Origin of the sequence: Microbacterium alkaliflavum (assembly GCF_044325405.1) — a bacterium.
Lineage (GTDB): Bacteria > Actinomycetota > Actinomycetes > Actinomycetales > Microbacteriaceae > Microbacterium > Microbacterium alkaliflavum.
Genome location: NZ_JBIQWL010000005.1, coordinates 34137 through 49757 on the forward strand (window position 1 = coordinate 34137; position 15621 = coordinate 49757).

At 67.8% G+C, this 15621-nt stretch carries 14 protein-coding genes; 8 read left to right on the forward strand and 6 right to left on the reverse strand.

Annotated features, from left to right (window positions below; genetic code table 11):
• Positions 1 to 4 precede the first annotated feature (4 nt).
• Positions 5 to 1345, forward strand: a complete 1341-nt coding sequence (locus ACH3VR_RS14475; protein ID WP_397557026.1) for an MFS transporter — start codon at positions 5 to 7, stop codon at positions 1343 to 1345.
• On the forward strand, positions 1342 to 2358 hold the full coding sequence (locus tag ACH3VR_RS14480) for a TolB family protein (protein WP_397557027.1): 1017 nt from the start codon (positions 1342 to 1344) through the stop codon (positions 2356 to 2358). Before ACH3VR_RS14475 ends, ACH3VR_RS14480 begins: the two co-directional genes overlap by 4 nt.
• On the opposite strand, the gene ACH3VR_RS14485 is transcribed toward ACH3VR_RS14480, so the two are convergent.
• Together ACH3VR_RS14485 and ACH3VR_RS14490 are read right to left on the reverse strand one after the other, a co-directional pair.
• Positions 2352 to 2789: a VanZ family protein gene (locus tag ACH3VR_RS14485; protein ID WP_397557028.1), complete on the reverse strand. Its 438-nt coding sequence runs from the start codon at positions 2787 to 2789 to the stop codon at positions 2352 to 2354. The genes ACH3VR_RS14480 and ACH3VR_RS14485 overlap by 7 nt on opposite strands.
• Positions 2790 to 2820: 31 nt before the next feature.
• Positions 2821 to 3762 (reverse strand): GDP-L-fucose synthase family protein, encoded by a 942-nt coding sequence (locus ACH3VR_RS14490; RefSeq protein ID WP_397557029.1) that lies wholly within the window; start codon positions 3760 to 3762, stop codon positions 2821 to 2823.
• Between the two features lie 163 nt (positions 3763 to 3925).
• Here ACH3VR_RS14490 and gmd point away from each other — a divergent pair, with 163 nt between their 5' ends.
• Both gmd and ACH3VR_RS14500 read left to right on the forward strand, forming a co-directional pair.
• Positions 3926 to 4927 (forward strand): GDP-mannose 4,6-dehydratase, encoded by a 1002-nt coding sequence (gene gmd, locus ACH3VR_RS14495; RefSeq protein ID WP_397557030.1) that lies wholly within the window; start codon positions 3926 to 3928, stop codon positions 4925 to 4927.
• The gene (locus ACH3VR_RS14500; protein WP_397557031.1) at positions 4924 to 5892 is read left to right on the forward strand and encodes a nodulation protein NodZ; all 969 of its coding nucleotides are present in this window, start codon (positions 4924 to 4926) and stop codon (positions 5890 to 5892) included. The genes gmd and ACH3VR_RS14500 overlap by 4 nt, the downstream gene beginning before the upstream one ends.
• Here the strand turns inward: ACH3VR_RS14500 and ACH3VR_RS14505 are convergent.
• From ACH3VR_RS14505 to ACH3VR_RS14515, 3 genes are all read right to left on the reverse strand, one after another.
• The gene (locus ACH3VR_RS14505) at positions 5889 to 7253 is read right to left on the reverse strand and encodes an O-antigen ligase family protein (RefSeq protein ID WP_397557032.1); all 1365 of its coding nucleotides are present in this window, start codon (positions 7251 to 7253) and stop codon (positions 5889 to 5891) included. The genes ACH3VR_RS14500 and ACH3VR_RS14505 overlap by 4 nt on opposite strands.
• A gap of 81 nt (positions 7254 to 7334) precedes the next feature.
• Entirely contained in the window at positions 7335 to 8336 is a 1002-nt protein-coding gene (locus ACH3VR_RS14510) for a hypothetical protein (protein WP_397557033.1), read from the reverse strand.
• On the reverse strand, positions 8333 to 9034 hold the full coding sequence (locus tag ACH3VR_RS14515; RefSeq protein WP_397557034.1) for a hypothetical protein: 702 nt from the start codon (positions 9032 to 9034) through the stop codon (positions 8333 to 8335). Before ACH3VR_RS14515 ends, ACH3VR_RS14510 begins: the two co-directional genes overlap by 4 nt.
• A gap of 146 nt (positions 9035 to 9180) precedes the next feature.
• On the opposite strand from ACH3VR_RS14515, the gene ACH3VR_RS14520 reads away from it, so the two are divergent.
• From ACH3VR_RS14520 to ACH3VR_RS14535, 4 genes are all read left to right on the forward strand, one after another.
• Entirely contained in the window at positions 9181 to 10104 is a 924-nt protein-coding gene (locus ACH3VR_RS14520; RefSeq protein ID WP_397557249.1) for a glycosyltransferase family 2 protein, read from the forward strand.
• Complete coding sequence (locus ACH3VR_RS14525; protein ID WP_397557035.1) at positions 10101 to 10937, forward strand: glycosyltransferase; 837 nt, start codon at positions 10101 to 10103, stop codon at positions 10935 to 10937. Before ACH3VR_RS14520 ends, ACH3VR_RS14525 begins: the two co-directional genes overlap by 4 nt.
• Before the next feature lie 56 nt (positions 10938 to 10993).
• Positions 10994 to 12382 (forward strand): glycosyltransferase family 4 protein, encoded by a 1389-nt coding sequence (locus ACH3VR_RS14530; protein WP_397557036.1) that lies wholly within the window; start codon positions 10994 to 10996, stop codon positions 12380 to 12382.
• 115 nt (positions 12383 to 12497) lie between these two features.
• Positions 12498 to 14201, forward strand: a complete 1704-nt coding sequence (locus ACH3VR_RS14535; RefSeq protein WP_397557037.1) for a DUF4082 domain-containing protein — start codon at positions 12498 to 12500, stop codon at positions 14199 to 14201.
• Between the two features lie 27 nt (positions 14202 to 14228).
• On the opposite strand, the gene ACH3VR_RS14540 is transcribed toward ACH3VR_RS14535, so the two are convergent.
• A complete protein-coding gene (locus tag ACH3VR_RS14540; protein ID WP_397557038.1) occupies positions 14229 to 15620 on the reverse strand; it encodes a glycosyltransferase in 1392 nt (463 codons plus the stop codon).
• Position 15621 lies beyond the last annotated feature (1 nt).

Here is a 15621-nt window from a genome sequence, read left to right on the forward strand (position 1 = left end):
ACGCATGTACATCTCGCTGTCGAACACCCCCGAGCCCACCGAGCCTGCCGAGGAGACACCGTCGGGAACGCGCCCCCCGCGCAGAGGGATCAAGACCGTCTCGTCGACCGTCATCACCCTGGGCATCGTCTCGATGCTGACGGACGTCTCCTCGGAGTCCGTGTCGGCGATCCTGCCGCTGTACATCACGGGCGTCCTCGGCCTGTCGACGATCGCCTTCGGCTTCCTCGACGGGCTCTATCAGGGTGTCAGCGCGCTCGTGCGCATCGCGGGCGGCTACGTCTCCGATCGCTCGGACCGCCCGAAGTGGGTCGCGTTCACGGGCTATGCCCTCGCCGCGGTGGCCCGCATCGGGCTGCTCTTCGCCTCCGGCTTCGCGGCCATCACGGCCGTGGTCACGGCGGACCGCATCGGCAAAGGCATCCGCACCGCTCCGCGGGACGCACTCATCACCGCCGCCTCGAGACCTGACAACCTCGGCACGTCGTTCGGCGTCCACCGCACCCTCGACAACATCGGGGCGGCGATCGGGCCGCTCCTTGCGTTCGTCATCCTGCTCGTGGTGCCCGACGGCTTCCAGGTCGTATTCGCCGCGTCGCTCGCGTGCGCACTCATCGGAGTCGCGATCCTCGGCATCGTCGTGCCGAACATCCGTCGGCGCGCACCCGCACCGGCCCACGGCGAAGCCGCAGCGGCCGACGGCGACGCACAGGATGCCGCACCCCGGCGCCCGAAGTTCGATTGGGCCGTCGTCTGGAAGGGCCCCATGCGCCGGGTGCTCGCCGCCGCGGGGATCCTCGGCATCCTGACGATCGGCGATGGATTCATCTACCTCGTCCTGCAGTCCCGCAGCGACTTCGCCGCACTCTGGTTCCCGCTCCTGTATGTCGGAACCAACCTCGCGTTCCTCGCCTTCGCCATCCCGCTCGGCCGGCTCTCCGATCGCGTCGGTCGCGCGAAAGTGTTCGTCTTCGGCCACCTGAGCCTGCTGGCCGCGTACGTCGTGGCCTTCCTCCCGGTCACCGACATCGCCGCGACGATCCTCTGCCTCGCGTTCCTCGGCGCGTTCTACGCCGCCACCGACGGCGTGCTCTCGGCTCTGGCGGCGCAGCTGACGACCGAGGAGACCCACGGCACGGGCATCGCGGCGGCTCAGACCGTCGTCGCGATCACCCGCTTCATCGCCGCCGCGGGCTTCGGCATCCTCTGGTACCTCATCGGACCGGAGTTCTCGATGATCATCGTCGCCCTTCTCCTCGCCATCGCGATCCCGCTCGTCGCGCTGCTGCTGCGGCCCTTCCTGTCCTCGATCAAGAGCGTCTCGACCTCGCAGCCGGCCCCGTGAGCAATCGCGTCAAGTGGCTCGTCGTCGCCGCGATCTCAGTCGTCGCGATCGGCGCGACGGTCGTGGTCGGACTGTTCGCGTGGCAGCAGTACCGGCTGCGCCAGGACGCTCCGAGCGCCGCGGACACGACCGCAAGCCGTGACTGGGATTCGGGTGACCGCGTCGTGTTCCGCAACACGGCCCCCGGTCAGGGCTATGGCCTGGTGGCGAGCGTTCCGCTCTCGGACCCCTCGGCCGCACGTGCCGTGACCGACACCGCCTGCGACCGCGTCGACGCGGCGGACGACGAGTTCTCCTGCCTGCGCACAGAACGCGGCATCGTGCCGTCCTACACCGCGACCCTGTACGCGAACGACGAGAAGCCCGTCGCCGATTGGCCGCTGGCCGGCATCCCGAGCAGGACGCGCATCTCGCCCGACGCGAGTCTCATCGCGACGACGGCATTCGTGAGCGGCCACACGTATGCGGCGGTGGGCTTTTCGACCGAGACGCTGCTGCACACCCGCGAGGGTGAGAGCCTGGGCAATCTCGAGACGTTCACCCTCATCATCGACGGCGCACCCGCCGCGCCGGTGGACCGCAACTTCTGGGGTGTGACGTTCGTGGACGACACGACGTTCTATGCGACTGCGCAGACCGGTGGCATCACCTACCTCGTCCGCGGCGACCTGGACAAGCGCACCCTCACGGCGATCGCCGAGGGCGTCGAGTGCCCGTCTCTGTCTCCGGACGGCACACGGATCGCCTTCAAGCGCGTCACCTCCGGCTCCGGGCCCGCCGTCCACTGGACGCCGGCGATCATGGACCTGTCGACCGGGCAGTTCGAACTGCTGCCCGAGTCGCGCAACGTCGACGATCAGGTCGAGTGGCTCGACGACGGCACGATCCTGTACGGGCTGCCGCGCGAGAACACCCCCGGCGACACCGACGTGTGGGCGCTCGCGATCGACGGGAAGAGCAAGCCGCGGCTGTTCATCGAGCACGCCTGGTCGCCGTCCGTCGTGCGTCAGTGAGCTTCTGAGGGCGCAGGACGGGCGGCGCGGCGATGATCGCGTCGGAGGACGAGCAGCCACGCGAGCGCGGCGCCGACGGCAGCTCCGGTCGTGTTGGCCAGCACGTCCCGAAGGCTCGCCTCGCGTGAGGGGATAACGATCTGGGCGATCTCGACCCCCGCCGAGATCGCCAGCGCGAGGAGGACCCCGTACCAGGGATGACGGAAGAGGAGCGTGAGGAGGAACCCGAGCGGGACGAACATCAGGACGTTGGCGGCGAACTCGATCCAGCCCGATCCGAAGAAGGTGATCCCGAGTCCGTCTCGGATCACTCTCGTGATAGCGGCGACGATGTCACCGTAGCCGATGGGCAGCAGCACGATCGTGGCCACGGCGGCCGCGTATGCGACGAGGCACCAGACGACCCAGCGACGGCGACGCTGCACGTTCACGCGTGGACCGCGCCGCGCGGATGCCGACCCCTCATGCCACGTTCTCGAGGTACCACTCGTACGTGGAGGCGATGCCGGGGCGCAGCTCGACCTCGGGCTTCCACCCGAGCCCGTGCAGCTTGCTGACATCCAGGAGCTTCCGCGGCGTGCCGTCAGGCTTCGACTCGTCCCATCGCGTCTGACCGTCGTACCCCACCACCTCTGCCACGGTGGACGCGAGCTCGCGGATGGTGAGGTCCTCGCCCGTCCCCACGTTGATCGTCTCGTCCGCGTCATAGCGCTCGAGGAGGAAGACGACTGCCGCCGCCAGGTCGTCGACGTGGAGGAACTCCCGGCGCGGGGATCCCGTGCCCCAGAGCTCGACCGTCTCGCCGTTCGCTCTGGCGTCATGGAACTTGCGGATCATCGCGGGCAGGACGTGCGAAGTCGCGAGGTCGAAGTTGTCGCCCGGCCCGTAGAGGTTGGTCGGCATCGCGGAGATCCAATGTCGTCCGAACTGCTGGCGATACGCCTTGATCGCCGTGATGCCCGCGATCTTCGCGATCGCGTAGGCCTCGTTCGTGGGCTCCAGTTCGCCGGTAAGCAGCGACGACTCCTCGATGGGCTGCGGTGCGAACTTCGGGTAGATGCACGAAGAGCCCAGGAACAGCAGCCGGTCCACGTCGGCGGCGTGCGCGGCCTCGAAGAGGTTGGTCTGAATCCGGAGGTTGTCGTTCAAGAACGCGACCGGCTCCGTGGCGTTGGCGAGGATGCCGCCCACCCGCGCCGCGGCGACGATGATGACGTCCGGCTCGGCCCGCCTCACGGCATCCGCGGTGGCCTCGCGGTCACGCAGATCGACCTCACTCGAACGCCACCCCACGAGGTCGGTGAATCCGCGCTCTTCCAGACCACGCCACACCGCGGATCCCACCAGTCCCCCATGACCGGCGATATAGATTCGGGCATCCTTTTCCAGCTCTGCCTTTGCCATCGTCATCTCCCCAAGTGATGGATTGCCCGATCATGTTAGCCGAGGCGCGTTCTCGTGTCGCCGGTGCGCCAGCGATAGAGTTGTCGACGGGGCATGCTCGCCCGGCGGCTGAGATCTTGGGGATCGGATTCCGCTGCGCGCGGGAAACAACAGGGGGGAACGCATGACCGCTACGAAGACTGCGCTCATCACGGGAATCACCGGCCAGGACGGTTCGTATCTTGCCGAACTCCTGCTCGAGAAGGGGTACGAGGTCCACGGCCTGATCCGCCGTGCCTCGACGTTCAACACGCATCGGATCGACCACCTCTACAGCGATCCGCACGAGGAGGACACGCGCCTCTTCCTCCACTACGGCGACCTCACCGACGGTTCGCGCCTCGTCACCCTCATGGAGCGCATCCATCCCGACGAGGTCTATCACCTGGCCGCGCAGTCGCACGTGCGGGTCTCCTTCGATGAGCCCGATTTCACCGGCGACGTGACGGGCCTCGGCACCACGAGAATCCTCGAGGCGATCAGGGAGTCCGGCCTGCCTACCCGCTTCTACCAGGCCTCGAGCTCGGAGATGTTCGGGGCGACTCCGCCTCCCCAGAGCGAGTCGACGCCCTTCTATCCGCGGTCGCCGTACGGAGCGGCGAAGCTCTACGCCTACTGGATGACGCGCAACTATCGCGAGGCGTACGGGATGTTCGCCGTCAACGGCATCCTGTTCAATCACGAGTCACCCCGTCGCGGCGAGACCTTCGCGACGCGCAAGATCACGATGGCCGCGGCCCGGATCGCCGCAGGCCAGCAGGAGTTCCTCTATCTCGGAAATCTCGACGCGGCGCGCGACTGGGGCTTCGCGAAGGAGTACGTCGAAGCGATGTGGCGGATGCTGCAGATCGACACCCCCGAGGACTTCGTCGTGGCGACAGGCACCACGTACACGGTGCGCGACTTCCTCGTCCTCGCCTTCGAGCACGTGGGGCTCGATTGGGAGAAGCACGTCAGGTTCGACGAGCGATACCTGCGACCCACCGAAGTCGATGATCTGATCGGTGATCCTTCCAAAGCCGAGTCGCTTCTCGGCTGGAAGGCCCGCACTCTGCCGCCCGACCTCGCGCGGCTCATGGTGGACGCCGACGTGGCGCGCCTGGCCGGCTCGACCGACCGACCGTGACGTCGTCGGAGCGCTTCCTCCTGATCAAAGCCAAGGGGGGCTTCGGCAACCGCATCCTTTCGGCTGCGACGGGAATCGTGCTCGCGGAGATGACCGCGCGCACCGCGATCATCGATTGGCGCGACGGCGAGTACCTGCCGGAGGGCGAAGATGCCTATCCACTGCTGTTCGAGAGTCCGACCCGCCGCAAGCCCGGGGAGTTCGATCAGCGGACGGATGTCGAGCCCGCGCTGTGGAGGGGCAGGCTCGACGAGCACCCGACGCACGTGATCTCGGATCTCTTCCCGAACGATCACAGCAACCCGTTCATCTATCGCCGGCTCTCGATCGACCTCGCCCATCCGTCCGTCGACGACGACCTCGCCGTCTTCTGGTCCTACCTTCCCAAGATGTCGCGCGTGCGCAGACGTGCGAGGCGCCTCCCCGTGTTCCGGGGGATGTCGTCCGCGCAGCTCTCGGAATGGGCCCTCACGCGCTACTTCCGGCCGAATCAGCGCGTGAGTCGCGAGGTCGACGCCCTGTTCGAGGGACGATCCCGGCCGATCATCGGAGTGCACATCCGCTACACGGATCGGAAGGTCTCCCTCGATCAGATCTTCCGAGCCACGGAGAAGCTCCGCAGGAAGGTGCCGACGGCCACGATCTTCCTGGCAACGGACAACCAGGGGGTGCAGGAGAGGTTCCGCAGCCGCTTCACAGACGTGTTCGTGATCGACAAGGTGCTCGGCGACGACGACAACTCGCTGCACGAGCACGTCGTCGTAGACGATCCGCTGCGCGAGGCCGAGAACGCGCTCATCGACATGTGGGCGCTGGCGCGATGCGATTGGCTCGTTCATTCGCGCCACTCGACCTTCTCCGTCGCCGCCGCGCTCATCGGCGGCATCCCGCGCTCGCGACAGCGCGACATCGACCGGTGGAACGCCCGGGTCGTGGTGAAGCGCTGGATCCAGACCTGGGCCTAGCCGCTCTCTTCGCGGACCTTCGCTGGAAGGGGTCGGGTATTCCGGGCCGGCGCATCCTTCTCCTTGGCGCGCCCCGCACGCCGCGTTCCTGCGACGACGACGACGTCGGCCGCCGCGACCGTCCGGATGGCGGCGGCGAGCCCGGCGACGAGGAAGAAGAGACCGGCCGAGATCGGGAAGGAGAGCCCGTCGAAGAACAGGAAGATCACGCAGACAGTCAGCATCGACGCCGCGATCGCCTTCGCCATCGCCTTGGTGTCCGCAAAGGGAGATCGACGACTCGCCGACAGCGCACTGCCGATGGCGCTCAAGGCGATCGCAGCGAAGCTCAGGCTGCCGAGGATCCCGACCTCGACCACGAGCAGAACCCAGGCGTTGTCGAAGATGTAGTAGCGGGGCAGGAACATGCCGAAACCCTGGCCGACGAGCGGTGACGAGCCCACGAAGTCCGGCACGCGGGCCAATCCGTTCGTGCGCGATTGAGTGCTCGGGTCGTCGGATGCCCCGGCGAACAGGCTCACGATGGTGCCGAGCATTCCGGGAACGAGCGCCAGCACGACGATCGCCAGGATCCCGCCGCCGATGCCGATCGCCAGGCGGTAGGCCTTGGGAACAGCGGGCAGCGAGGCCACCAGTGCGACACCGAGCCCGATGATCGCGGATCGAGACACCGCGATGAGGGATGCCGCGACGATGAGCACGACCGGGAGCCACCACCACCCCGCCCACCGCGAGCGCGTCGTTCGGAACCCGCCTGTCACAGCGGCCGTGATCGCGAGCGGAAGGCTTGCGACCACGGCGGTCCCGTATTCGAGCGGGTGTATCGCGGTGCCGGACGCGCGGGTGAATGCCCCGCGGGTCGCGACACTGCTGGAATCGACCGCGAGGCCGGGGATCGACCCGATCCAGTCGAGCAGGGTCTGCCCGGTGATGAACTGGGCGAGACCGAGGGCCGCGAGCGTACCGCCCGCGATCGCGAGACAGCGCGCCAGCCGCGAGGCATCGGAGTGGGTGCGGATTCCATCCATCGCGACCAGGAGGACCCCGCCCCAGGATGCGGTTCGCACGAGCGCCGTCGTGGCCGGGCTGATCTGATCGGCGGGCTGACCACGAAGCATCGCTGCTGCGAAACTCACGAGGACGACGACGGCGAACGCGCCGAAGGCATACCGGACGGGTTGAGGGACCGGCCTCGCGTCGTACGACCGCAGCTGGAGCCGGGACAGCAGCCACCAGAACAGAAGCAGGAGTCCCCAGAGCAGGGATGGCCGGCCCAGACTGCCGAGAGGGCCGATCGTGACGTACGACGGAATCGCCATGAGCAGGACGACGTAGACGATGAGAGCCGTTGCGGCGCTCATCCCGCGCCCACGCCCGGCGGCGGTATGCCCTTCAGCAGAGACAGGGCGCCCGAAGATCCCTTCCCCGGTCATCGTGACGACCTACTGCTCACCGGAATTCACATCGCTTCGACCCGGACGGGAGTCGCGCCTTCGCGCAGACAGGGCGGTCTCCTCGTCGTGGGTGCGGAGCATCTCCTCGAGCTCCCCGTCCGCCACCGAATCGTCGCTGCGCTTGCCGGACTGCGACCGCTTCTTGGTCGTCGGTCCCGTCGGGGAGGACTCGACCTCGGGCAGATCGGGCGCAGGCTCTAACGGGTCGGCGAGCTCGAGCCACTCCGTCTCGCGGAAATCCTCGAACTCGGCAAGATCGTCGGTCTGCGGTGACGCGTCGACCGAACGGGAGACTCCGGTGCCGGGCGAATCCTCGTTCTCGTCCGCACCCTCCGGTGGGGAGCCGTCCGGAGATGCCGATCCCTTACGGCCGCCCGTGCGACCGGCGACGTGCGCGCGACGCGCCATCCCGTCCACGAAGCTCGCCGCCAGAAGCGTGAGGATGACCACGCCGACCCCTACGCCGGCACTCAGGATGACGCGGGATCGCTGCTCGAGGGTGCTGTGCTGATCCTCGGTCAGAGTCGTCATGCTCATGCGATCGATGTCTTTGACGTTCTGCTCCGTCTGGAGGCGATCCAACGTCGCCGCGGTCCGGAGCAGGAGAGCGTCGAGCGACTCGCCCGCGGCGGCATCGCTCTTCGCGGTGACCGTGAGGAGGAGGACCGGCCCTGACGTCGTGGGATCCCGAGCAACCTCCACCTCGGTTCCGGGGAAGTCGGCGACCACGGCGCCCACGCCGTCTTCGGAGCGCATCGAACGCACCACGATGTCGGCAGCCTGGGTGAGACCTCCGAGGAACAGGTAGGGGTTGGTCGCCCCTTCGGGCACGAGTCCCGAGCCGGGAAGGAGCAGCTGAGTGGCCGTCCGCTGATAGCCCGGCTTCACGACCAGGAAGGCCGTTCCGGCGAGCACGATGGCGAGGATGATCCCGGGGAAGACGATGTACCAGCGTCGAAGCAGCCCTCGGAGGGTATCGGCGATGTTCAAGCGGTCACCTCCCGCACTGCGGGCGCCGCGCTGCGGAGCATTCGCTGTCGGGCGCGCGCCTTTCGACCTCGACGAACCATTCGATCGACGGCCACGGACAGCCAGGTGCCCGCGATGAGCGCCGCCAGCCCCAGGGCCCCGAAGGCGACCAGCTGGGTCGTCCTGCTGGGCGCGATCTGCTGCACCTGGGTGCTCAGCGGCTCGACCTGGGCGGTGATCCGATCGCCGGGCCTCGCCGCGGTCTGCTCCGCCTCCGTCAGCTGGAGGATCTCCGCGAGGAGCTCCTGCTGGCGCATCGTGACCCATTCACTCGTGCGACCGACGATCTGAACGTCGATCATCGCCGACGGAAAGCTCGCCGTCCATTGATTGCCCGTGTTGAGCAGCGACACTGCTACTCCCTCCCGAACTCCGGCGCCATAGTAGGGCGCATCCGCTGAAGAGTAGGTCACGACAGGCTGGCCCAGATTGACCGTGGTCGCGATGGCCCCGGCGAATGCGATGACGCTCGAGTCGTTGTTGCCGCTGTCGGGGAGCAGCGTGGATCTTGCCGGAAGCGTGAACGTGACCGAGGTCCGCGTGAAATAGGATCCGCTGTCCCGATACATGGAGAAGCCGAGTGCCGCTGCCGCGAGCACGACGACGAGAAGGATGTACCAGCGCCGGCCGACAGCGGCCAGGACTTCGAGAGCGGTCACACCTCCCCCTTCCCCAAGTGGCGATGGTGCGGTCGCCTTCCCCAAGGCGACGGGCCTGTGAACAGTTTACCTTCGACCCGCTGTATGGCTTCTGAGCATGTGGACAGATATCCGACCGACTGCGAGCGAAGGAAGCCGATAGGTTGATGCTCGACTGGGGATTCTCGGGAGGTCAGGGGATGATCGACTTCGCGATCATCGTCGTGTCGTATCACAGCGCAGCCGATCTGCCGGGGCTCGTGCGCTCGATCGACGCGGCGACAGAGGGGGCCTCGTGGCGGCTCATCGTGGTCGACAACGCGGGCGAGTCGCTCTCGGTCATCGAGGCAATCGATGACCGCGTGTCCGTGATCGACGCAGGAGGGAACCTCGGATACTCGGGCGGCCTGAATGTCGGCATCGCCCACGCGCCCGCGGCGCGATGGATCGTCTTCCTCAATCCCGACCTCGAACTGCTCCCGGGATCGCTCACCAGCCTCGCGGCGGCGGTGCCCCCCGGCGCGGCAGCCGTCCCCGCCATCGTCGATGAGAACGACGTGCGACAGAATTCGCTCCGCCGGGAGCCGAGCATTCCCCGCGCGCTGGGCGAAGCCCTGTTCGGCGACCGCTGGCCGGCACGACCGACGTTCCTCTCCGAGGGGGTGCGCGAGGCAGACGCCTATGCCTCCGCGCACGACGTCGACTGGGCGACAGGTGCCGCACTGCTCGTCGACGCATCCACTGTCGCTGCGGTCGGCCCCTGGGATCAGTCGCGCTTCTTCATGTACTCGGAGGAGACGGACTACGCCCGCCGGATCCGTCGAAGCGGCTCGGCGATCGTCTACGTCCCCGAGGCCGTCGTACGCCACCGCGGCGCCGGCTCCGGGACATCCGCGGCACTGGACGCCCTGCAGGAGGTCAACAAGATCCGCTACTTCCGGAAGTGGCACCACCCTGCGGCCTCGAGCGTCTTCGGCGGCGTCATCCTCCTGCGCAATCTCGTGCGACCCCATCGCCCCGGAGGGCGGGCGGCCGTGCGTGCGATCCTGTCGCGCAAGGCTCGCGCGGCACTGCCCGGAGGAGACAGGTGAGCCCCGGAACGATCATCATCGCGGCGCACAACGAGGCCGCGGTGATCGGCCGCACATTGGACGCGCTCTCCGACCTCGCCGACACACCCGAGATCGGAGTGATCGTCGTGTGCAACGGCTGCACGGACGACACCGCCGCCGTGGCGGCAGGACACCGCGGGGTGGACGTGGCCGACCTCAGCGTCGCCTCGAAGGTCGCCGCCCTTCGCGAGGGTGACCGTCTCGCCGGTCCCGGACCCCGCGTGTACCTGGATGCCGACGTCGTGCTCACCGCGCGTGCCGCCGCAGACCTGATCGACGCTCTCTCCGAAGGCGCGATCGCCGGTCGGCCACGCCACGTCTTCGATGCCTCCCGCGCGAGCAGGATCGTGCGGGCGTGGTACCGCGTCCGCCAGCTCCTCCCGTCGATCGACTCCGCTCTGTGGGGGGCCGGCTGCTACGCGCTCTCCTCGGCGGGGAGGGCACGATTCGCCGAGTTCCCCGAATTCATCTCGGACGACCTGTTCATCGACAGCCTGTTCGCCCCCGAAGAGGTGACGATCGTGGACACCGACCCGCTCGTCGTCACGACTCCCCGACGGCTCGCCGATCTTCTGCGGATCCTCCGGCGCAGCTATCGAAGCCAATCCGAGGTCGCCGAGAACTCGGTCGGACTCTCGAAGGGTCAGCGGGGGCAGCTCGCCGACCTCGGCCGCCTCCTCAGGAGATCACCTCGGCGCGTGGTCGATGTGATGATCTATGTCGCCGTGATCGGCTATGCCCGGCTGCAGACGCGGGCCTCTCGGCCGGGCGAGCGTTGGGAGCGCGATGCGAGTTCTCGCGACCTGACTTGAGCAACGATAGATTTGCCTGAACACCCTCGTGTGGTCGCGGCTATGGGAGCTTCTCTATGACCCCACCCAGGACTCGATGGCGCGTCCTCATCATCGTGCAGAACCTGCCTGTGCCGCTCGACCGGCGCGTGTGGCTGGAGTGTCAGGCGCTCACTGCGCAAGGGTACGAGGTCTCGGTCATCTGTCCGAAAGGACCCGGCGACCCGTCGTTCGAAGTCATCGACGACGTGCACATCTACAAGTACCGCCCGGCCCCCGAGGCCAGAGGCCTGATCGGGTTCCTCATCGAGTTCGCCTACTCGTGGCTGAGAACGGCGTTCCTCTCCATCCGGGTCGCGGCGCGGCGCGGCTTCGACGTCATCCAGGCCTGCAATCCCCCAGACACGTACTGGCTCCTCGCCCGGCTGTGGCGTCTGCGCGGTGTCCGATTCGTGTTCGATCAGCACGACTTGAACCCCGAACTGTACGTTTCGCGTTTCGGTCGCCCGTCGAGCGTGCCGGCTCGAATGCAGCTGGGCGCCCTGGTGTGGCTCGAACGGTGGACCTATCGCGCGGCGGCTCATGTCATCTCCACCAACGGGTCCTACCGCAAAGTCGCCCTGCGACGCGGCGGGCTCTCGCCCGAAGACGTGACCATCGTGAGAAGCGGGCCCGACACCACGGTCATGCGACCCATCTATCCGGATCCCGGCATCCGTGCGGGCATCAGCCACCTGCTCGTGTACCTCGGCATCATGGGTCCGCAGGACGGCGTGGAGAACATCCTCGCTGTCATGGACGAACTGGTGCACCAGCGCCGCCGCCGCGGAATCCGCGCGGTCCTGATGGGCTTCGGAGACTGCCTCGACGATCTCCAGCGGGAGTGCGTCAGGCGTGGGCTGTCCGACCACGTCATCTTCACGGGGAGGGTCGGCCCGGCAGAGATCGCCGAGTACCTCAGCGCGGCCGACGTCGGCCTCGGTCCTGATCTCAACACGCCGCTGAACAACGTCTCGACCATGAACAAGACCATGGAGTACATGGCGTACGGGCTGCCGTCCGTCTCGTTCGACCTCGTGGAGACGCGCGTCTCTGCCGGGGACACCGGGCTCTACGTCGCCTCGGGCGACATCACAGGTTTCGCCGACGCTGTCGAATCGCTGCTGGACGACCCTGCCCGTCGGATCGAGCTCGGTCTCGCCGCTCGTGAGCGGGTGACGAACGAGCTCGATTGGAAGCCGCAGGCCGAGGCGTACGTGGGGGTCTTCGACCGACTGCTCGGCAACGCCCCGGACGCCGAGCGTCGCGGGAAGTGGCCCTTCTCGGGGCACACGCGTCGCCCCTCCGGCACCGACGACCGGCTCGCGCAGCGGTACGTTCCCCTTGACGACGTGGTCGAATTCCGGCGCTTCCTGGAGGGGAGAGACGCCCGGCCCGCCCTTGGTGAAGAGTATGTGAGCGAATGAGAGGGGCGTGAGAAACAGGCTGGTCAACGATTATTCCCTCCTCATAAATCGTTAGGGCTCACAAGGCCGACCATAGGATCTGGGGTTACATGTGTCACTGATCCCGGAACTTGTCATGAATACTTCAACGCCACCACTTCGCATCCGCACACGTCGCAAGCGCCGTGATCCCCGACTCCAGACGATCGTCGCTCTCGCGGCATCCACCCTCGTCGGTGTGGGACTCTTCGTCGCGTCCCCCGCCCTCGCCGGCGCACAGCCCAGCACCGGCATCTTCTCGGACACGCTGAAGCCTGCTGTCGCCGCGGAGGCTGACACCCAGGCCGCGCAGGTCGGTGTCGAGCTCGGCATCCGATTCTCGCCCACGAGCAGCGGTGCCGTGACGGCGCTGCAGTACTACCAGGGCTCCGGAGCCAAGGGTGTGCAGACCGCGAGTCTGTGGTCGAGCAGCGGCCGCCTCCTGGCCCGCATGTCGTTCGCGGCGACGAGCCAGGTCGGCTGGCGCACCATCGCCCTCTCGCGCCCGGTCGCACTCACGGCGGGTCAGACCTACACGGCGTCGTACTACGACCCGAAGGGCGGATACCCCCTGACGGAGAATGATCTCACCTCCCGCCGCGTGCAGAACGGGTTCGTTCTCGAGGCCGGCGCCGGGGTCTACAGCTACGGCGCGTCCACCCTGCCGCGCCAGACGTACAAGGGCTCGAACTACCTTGTCGACGTCGTCTTCACCCCCTCGAAGTCTCAAGGCGGATGGACGGGCACGCCGTCGGTCGCCCCGACGAGCACGGCGACCTCGAGCTCCACGCCGACCTCCACCCCGACGTCCACCACGACGGCGACTCCCAAGCCGACGACCACCCCGACGCCGACGCCGACTGCGACGTCGACTCCCAAGCCGACGTCGACTCCCACGGCCACCCCGACGCCGACGCCGACCTCGACGCCGCCCGCCTCGACGACGGGTGTCGGATGGACCGTCAACGCATCCACCGTGGGTCTGGCGCCGCTCGGTCTCTCGTGCTCGAGCCTGCCGCTGTACACCGGCGGCAGCTCCGTCCCCAAGGGAACGGTGATCTCGGGCGTGCGGGTCACGACGCCCCTCGACCTGTCCGCGGGCGGGATCACGATCGATCGCAGCTGCATCCAGCCGACCACCGCCTGGCGTGGACTTCCCATCCTGGCGACCATGAACAACAACACGCTCCAGGTCGCATCGCAGAAGGTCGTGATCCGCAACAGTGAGATCGACGGCTCCAAGCTCGACACCGAGTCGGCCGCCTGGGCCACCGGCTTCATGGGGGTCGGAGATCTTCAGAGCAATTACTTCCACCACCTCGGCAGCGGCATCGCCGTCATGCACTCGGGCACGACCGAGAACATGACGATCGAGCGGAACTACGTCACCGACCTCGTGGCGTGGGGCAATCCCTCCACGACGGGCAACCACACCGACGCGTTCACGGTCCGCGACTTCACCGCTCAGGTGCGCCCCGACCGCGCCCTGGTGATCCGCAACAACCGCTTCGACGCGCACTCCGGGAACGACACCGGCGCGCTGTTCATCCAGTCGTACTCGGGCCGGATCGACAATGTGACGATCCAGGGGAACCTGCTCGAGGGCCTGGGATACCAGATGGGCGTGAATCAGCTCAACGAGCCGTACAGCAACATCCGTGCGGTGAACAACCGCTTCACGGGCACCGGATTCGGTGCGACGTACGTCCAGAACGGCCCCGGCTGGTCGCAGTGGGACAGCAACTACATCTACAGCGCGAGTGCGACCGACGGGAAGGGCGCCGTCATCCGCCAGCCGTAAGGGCTCGCATCCGACCGCGGAGCCGTGTCAATCCGACACGGCTCCGCGGTTCTTCGTCCCCACCGCCTGGGCGATGATCCGAGCGTGGGCTCGCGCCATCCGCTCCACGCCGAAGACCGTCGTCGCGTCCCGCTCCGGCGGGTTCCTCCGCTCGCTCAGCACCACATCGGTCACCGACCGGATGGCGCACGCGAACTCGGCTGCATTCCCCTGTCGGCGAGCGCGGCGTCGGGCGGCGCTCACCCTTGCATCACTGATCGACTCGGCGGGTCCTGCGGCGTTGGCGATGAGGACCGATCGACGCGGATCGGCGGCGATGAGTTCCTCGGCACCCCCCACGTCACCGAGGATCAGCGGGAGACCGGCGCCCAGCGCCTCCGTCGCCGCCACGGGCCAGCCCTCGAAGAACGAGTCGAGGATGAAGGCATCGGTCGCTGCGAGGAGAGCAGCGGCATCCGAGTTGCCGAGCAGGTGCACTCTGTCCGCGAAGCGACTGCTCCTGCGGATGCCGTCCGCACGCCGCAGTTCCGCCTGGTCGGAGGGGTCGCCGGCGACGACGAGTCGGATCGGCTGGTCCATCGTCGCCGCAGCGTCCAGGAAGGATGCGACCATGCCGGCGATGTTCTTCTGGGCGTCGTACCGGGCGAGGCAGAGGAAGACGACGGCGTCGTCCTGCTCGATCCCGAGCGTCTCGGCGAGTCGCGCCCGCGCGCGAGCGGTCACGGCTGCGTCGGCCGCCGGCCGCTCTGGAGCACCGTTGGGCACGATGAGGACGCGGTCCGCGAGCGAAGCATCCACGTGCCGCAGATGGAACTCGCGCACGGTGCGGCTCACGGCTATCGATGACGCGGATCGGGCGAGCAGTGCCTCGAATCGCTGCCATTGCGCGCGCGAGTAGTGGATCTCCGTGTTGTGCAGCACGGGGATCAGCGGGATGCCGCTCGCGAGAGCCGCCTTCTCGAGTGTCGGAGAAGCACTGTGGAGCTCGATCACATCGGCTGCGGCCTCGCGAAGCGCCCGGACGGCGGATTCCTCGTCCAGGACCGAGTGGACCTCGATGCCCGCCTCGCGCAGCCGCTGGGCGCGCGGTCCGTCCGCATGACAGACCACGACCGGTCGCACCCCGGCTTCGCCCAGGCTCGTTGCGAGCAGTTCGATGATCGAGCCGATGCCCCCGACATCGAGGCGGTCTGAGGCGAGGACGCAGGTGACTCCCGCTTCGCCGCGCGCGCCCGGCACCGCCCTTCGCGGCGTGATCGGCTCCGCCTCGCCTGCGACGGCCGGGAGGGGCCGTTCGAGGACACGTCGCAGGACGGGGTGCACGTAGCCGTAGCGGCGTTGAGGCGGAAGCAGACTCGTCAGGTCGGCGACTCCGCCGAAGATCGCCGCCGACAGTCTCCCCTCCCATCGGCGGACCACG

Coding starts and splice junctions, on each gene's coding strand:
- ACH3VR_RS14475 (WP_397557026.1), top strand. CDS start 5: ATGTACATCTCGCTGTCGAACACCCCCGAGCCCACCGAGCCTGCCGAG.
- ACH3VR_RS14490 (WP_397557029.1), bottom strand. CDS start 3,762: ATGGCAAAGGCAGAGCTGGAAAAGGATGCCCGAATCTATATCGCCGGT.
- gmd (WP_397557030.1), top strand. CDS start 3,926: ATGACCGCTACGAAGACTGCGCTCATCACGGGAATCACCGGCCAGGAC.
- ACH3VR_RS14505 (WP_397557032.1), bottom strand. CDS start 7,253: ATGAGCGCCGCAACGGCTCTCATCGTCTACGTCGTCCTGCTCATGGCG.
- ACH3VR_RS14520 (WP_397557249.1), top strand. CDS start 9,181: ATGCTCGACTGGGGATTCTCGGGAGGTCAGGGGATGATCGACTTCGCG.
- ACH3VR_RS14530 (WP_397557036.1), top strand. CDS start 10,994: ATGACCCCACCCAGGACTCGATGGCGCGTCCTCATCATCGTGCAGAAC.
- ACH3VR_RS14535 (WP_397557037.1), top strand. CDS start 12,498: ATGAATACTTCAACGCCACCACTTCGCATCCGCACACGTCGCAAGCGC.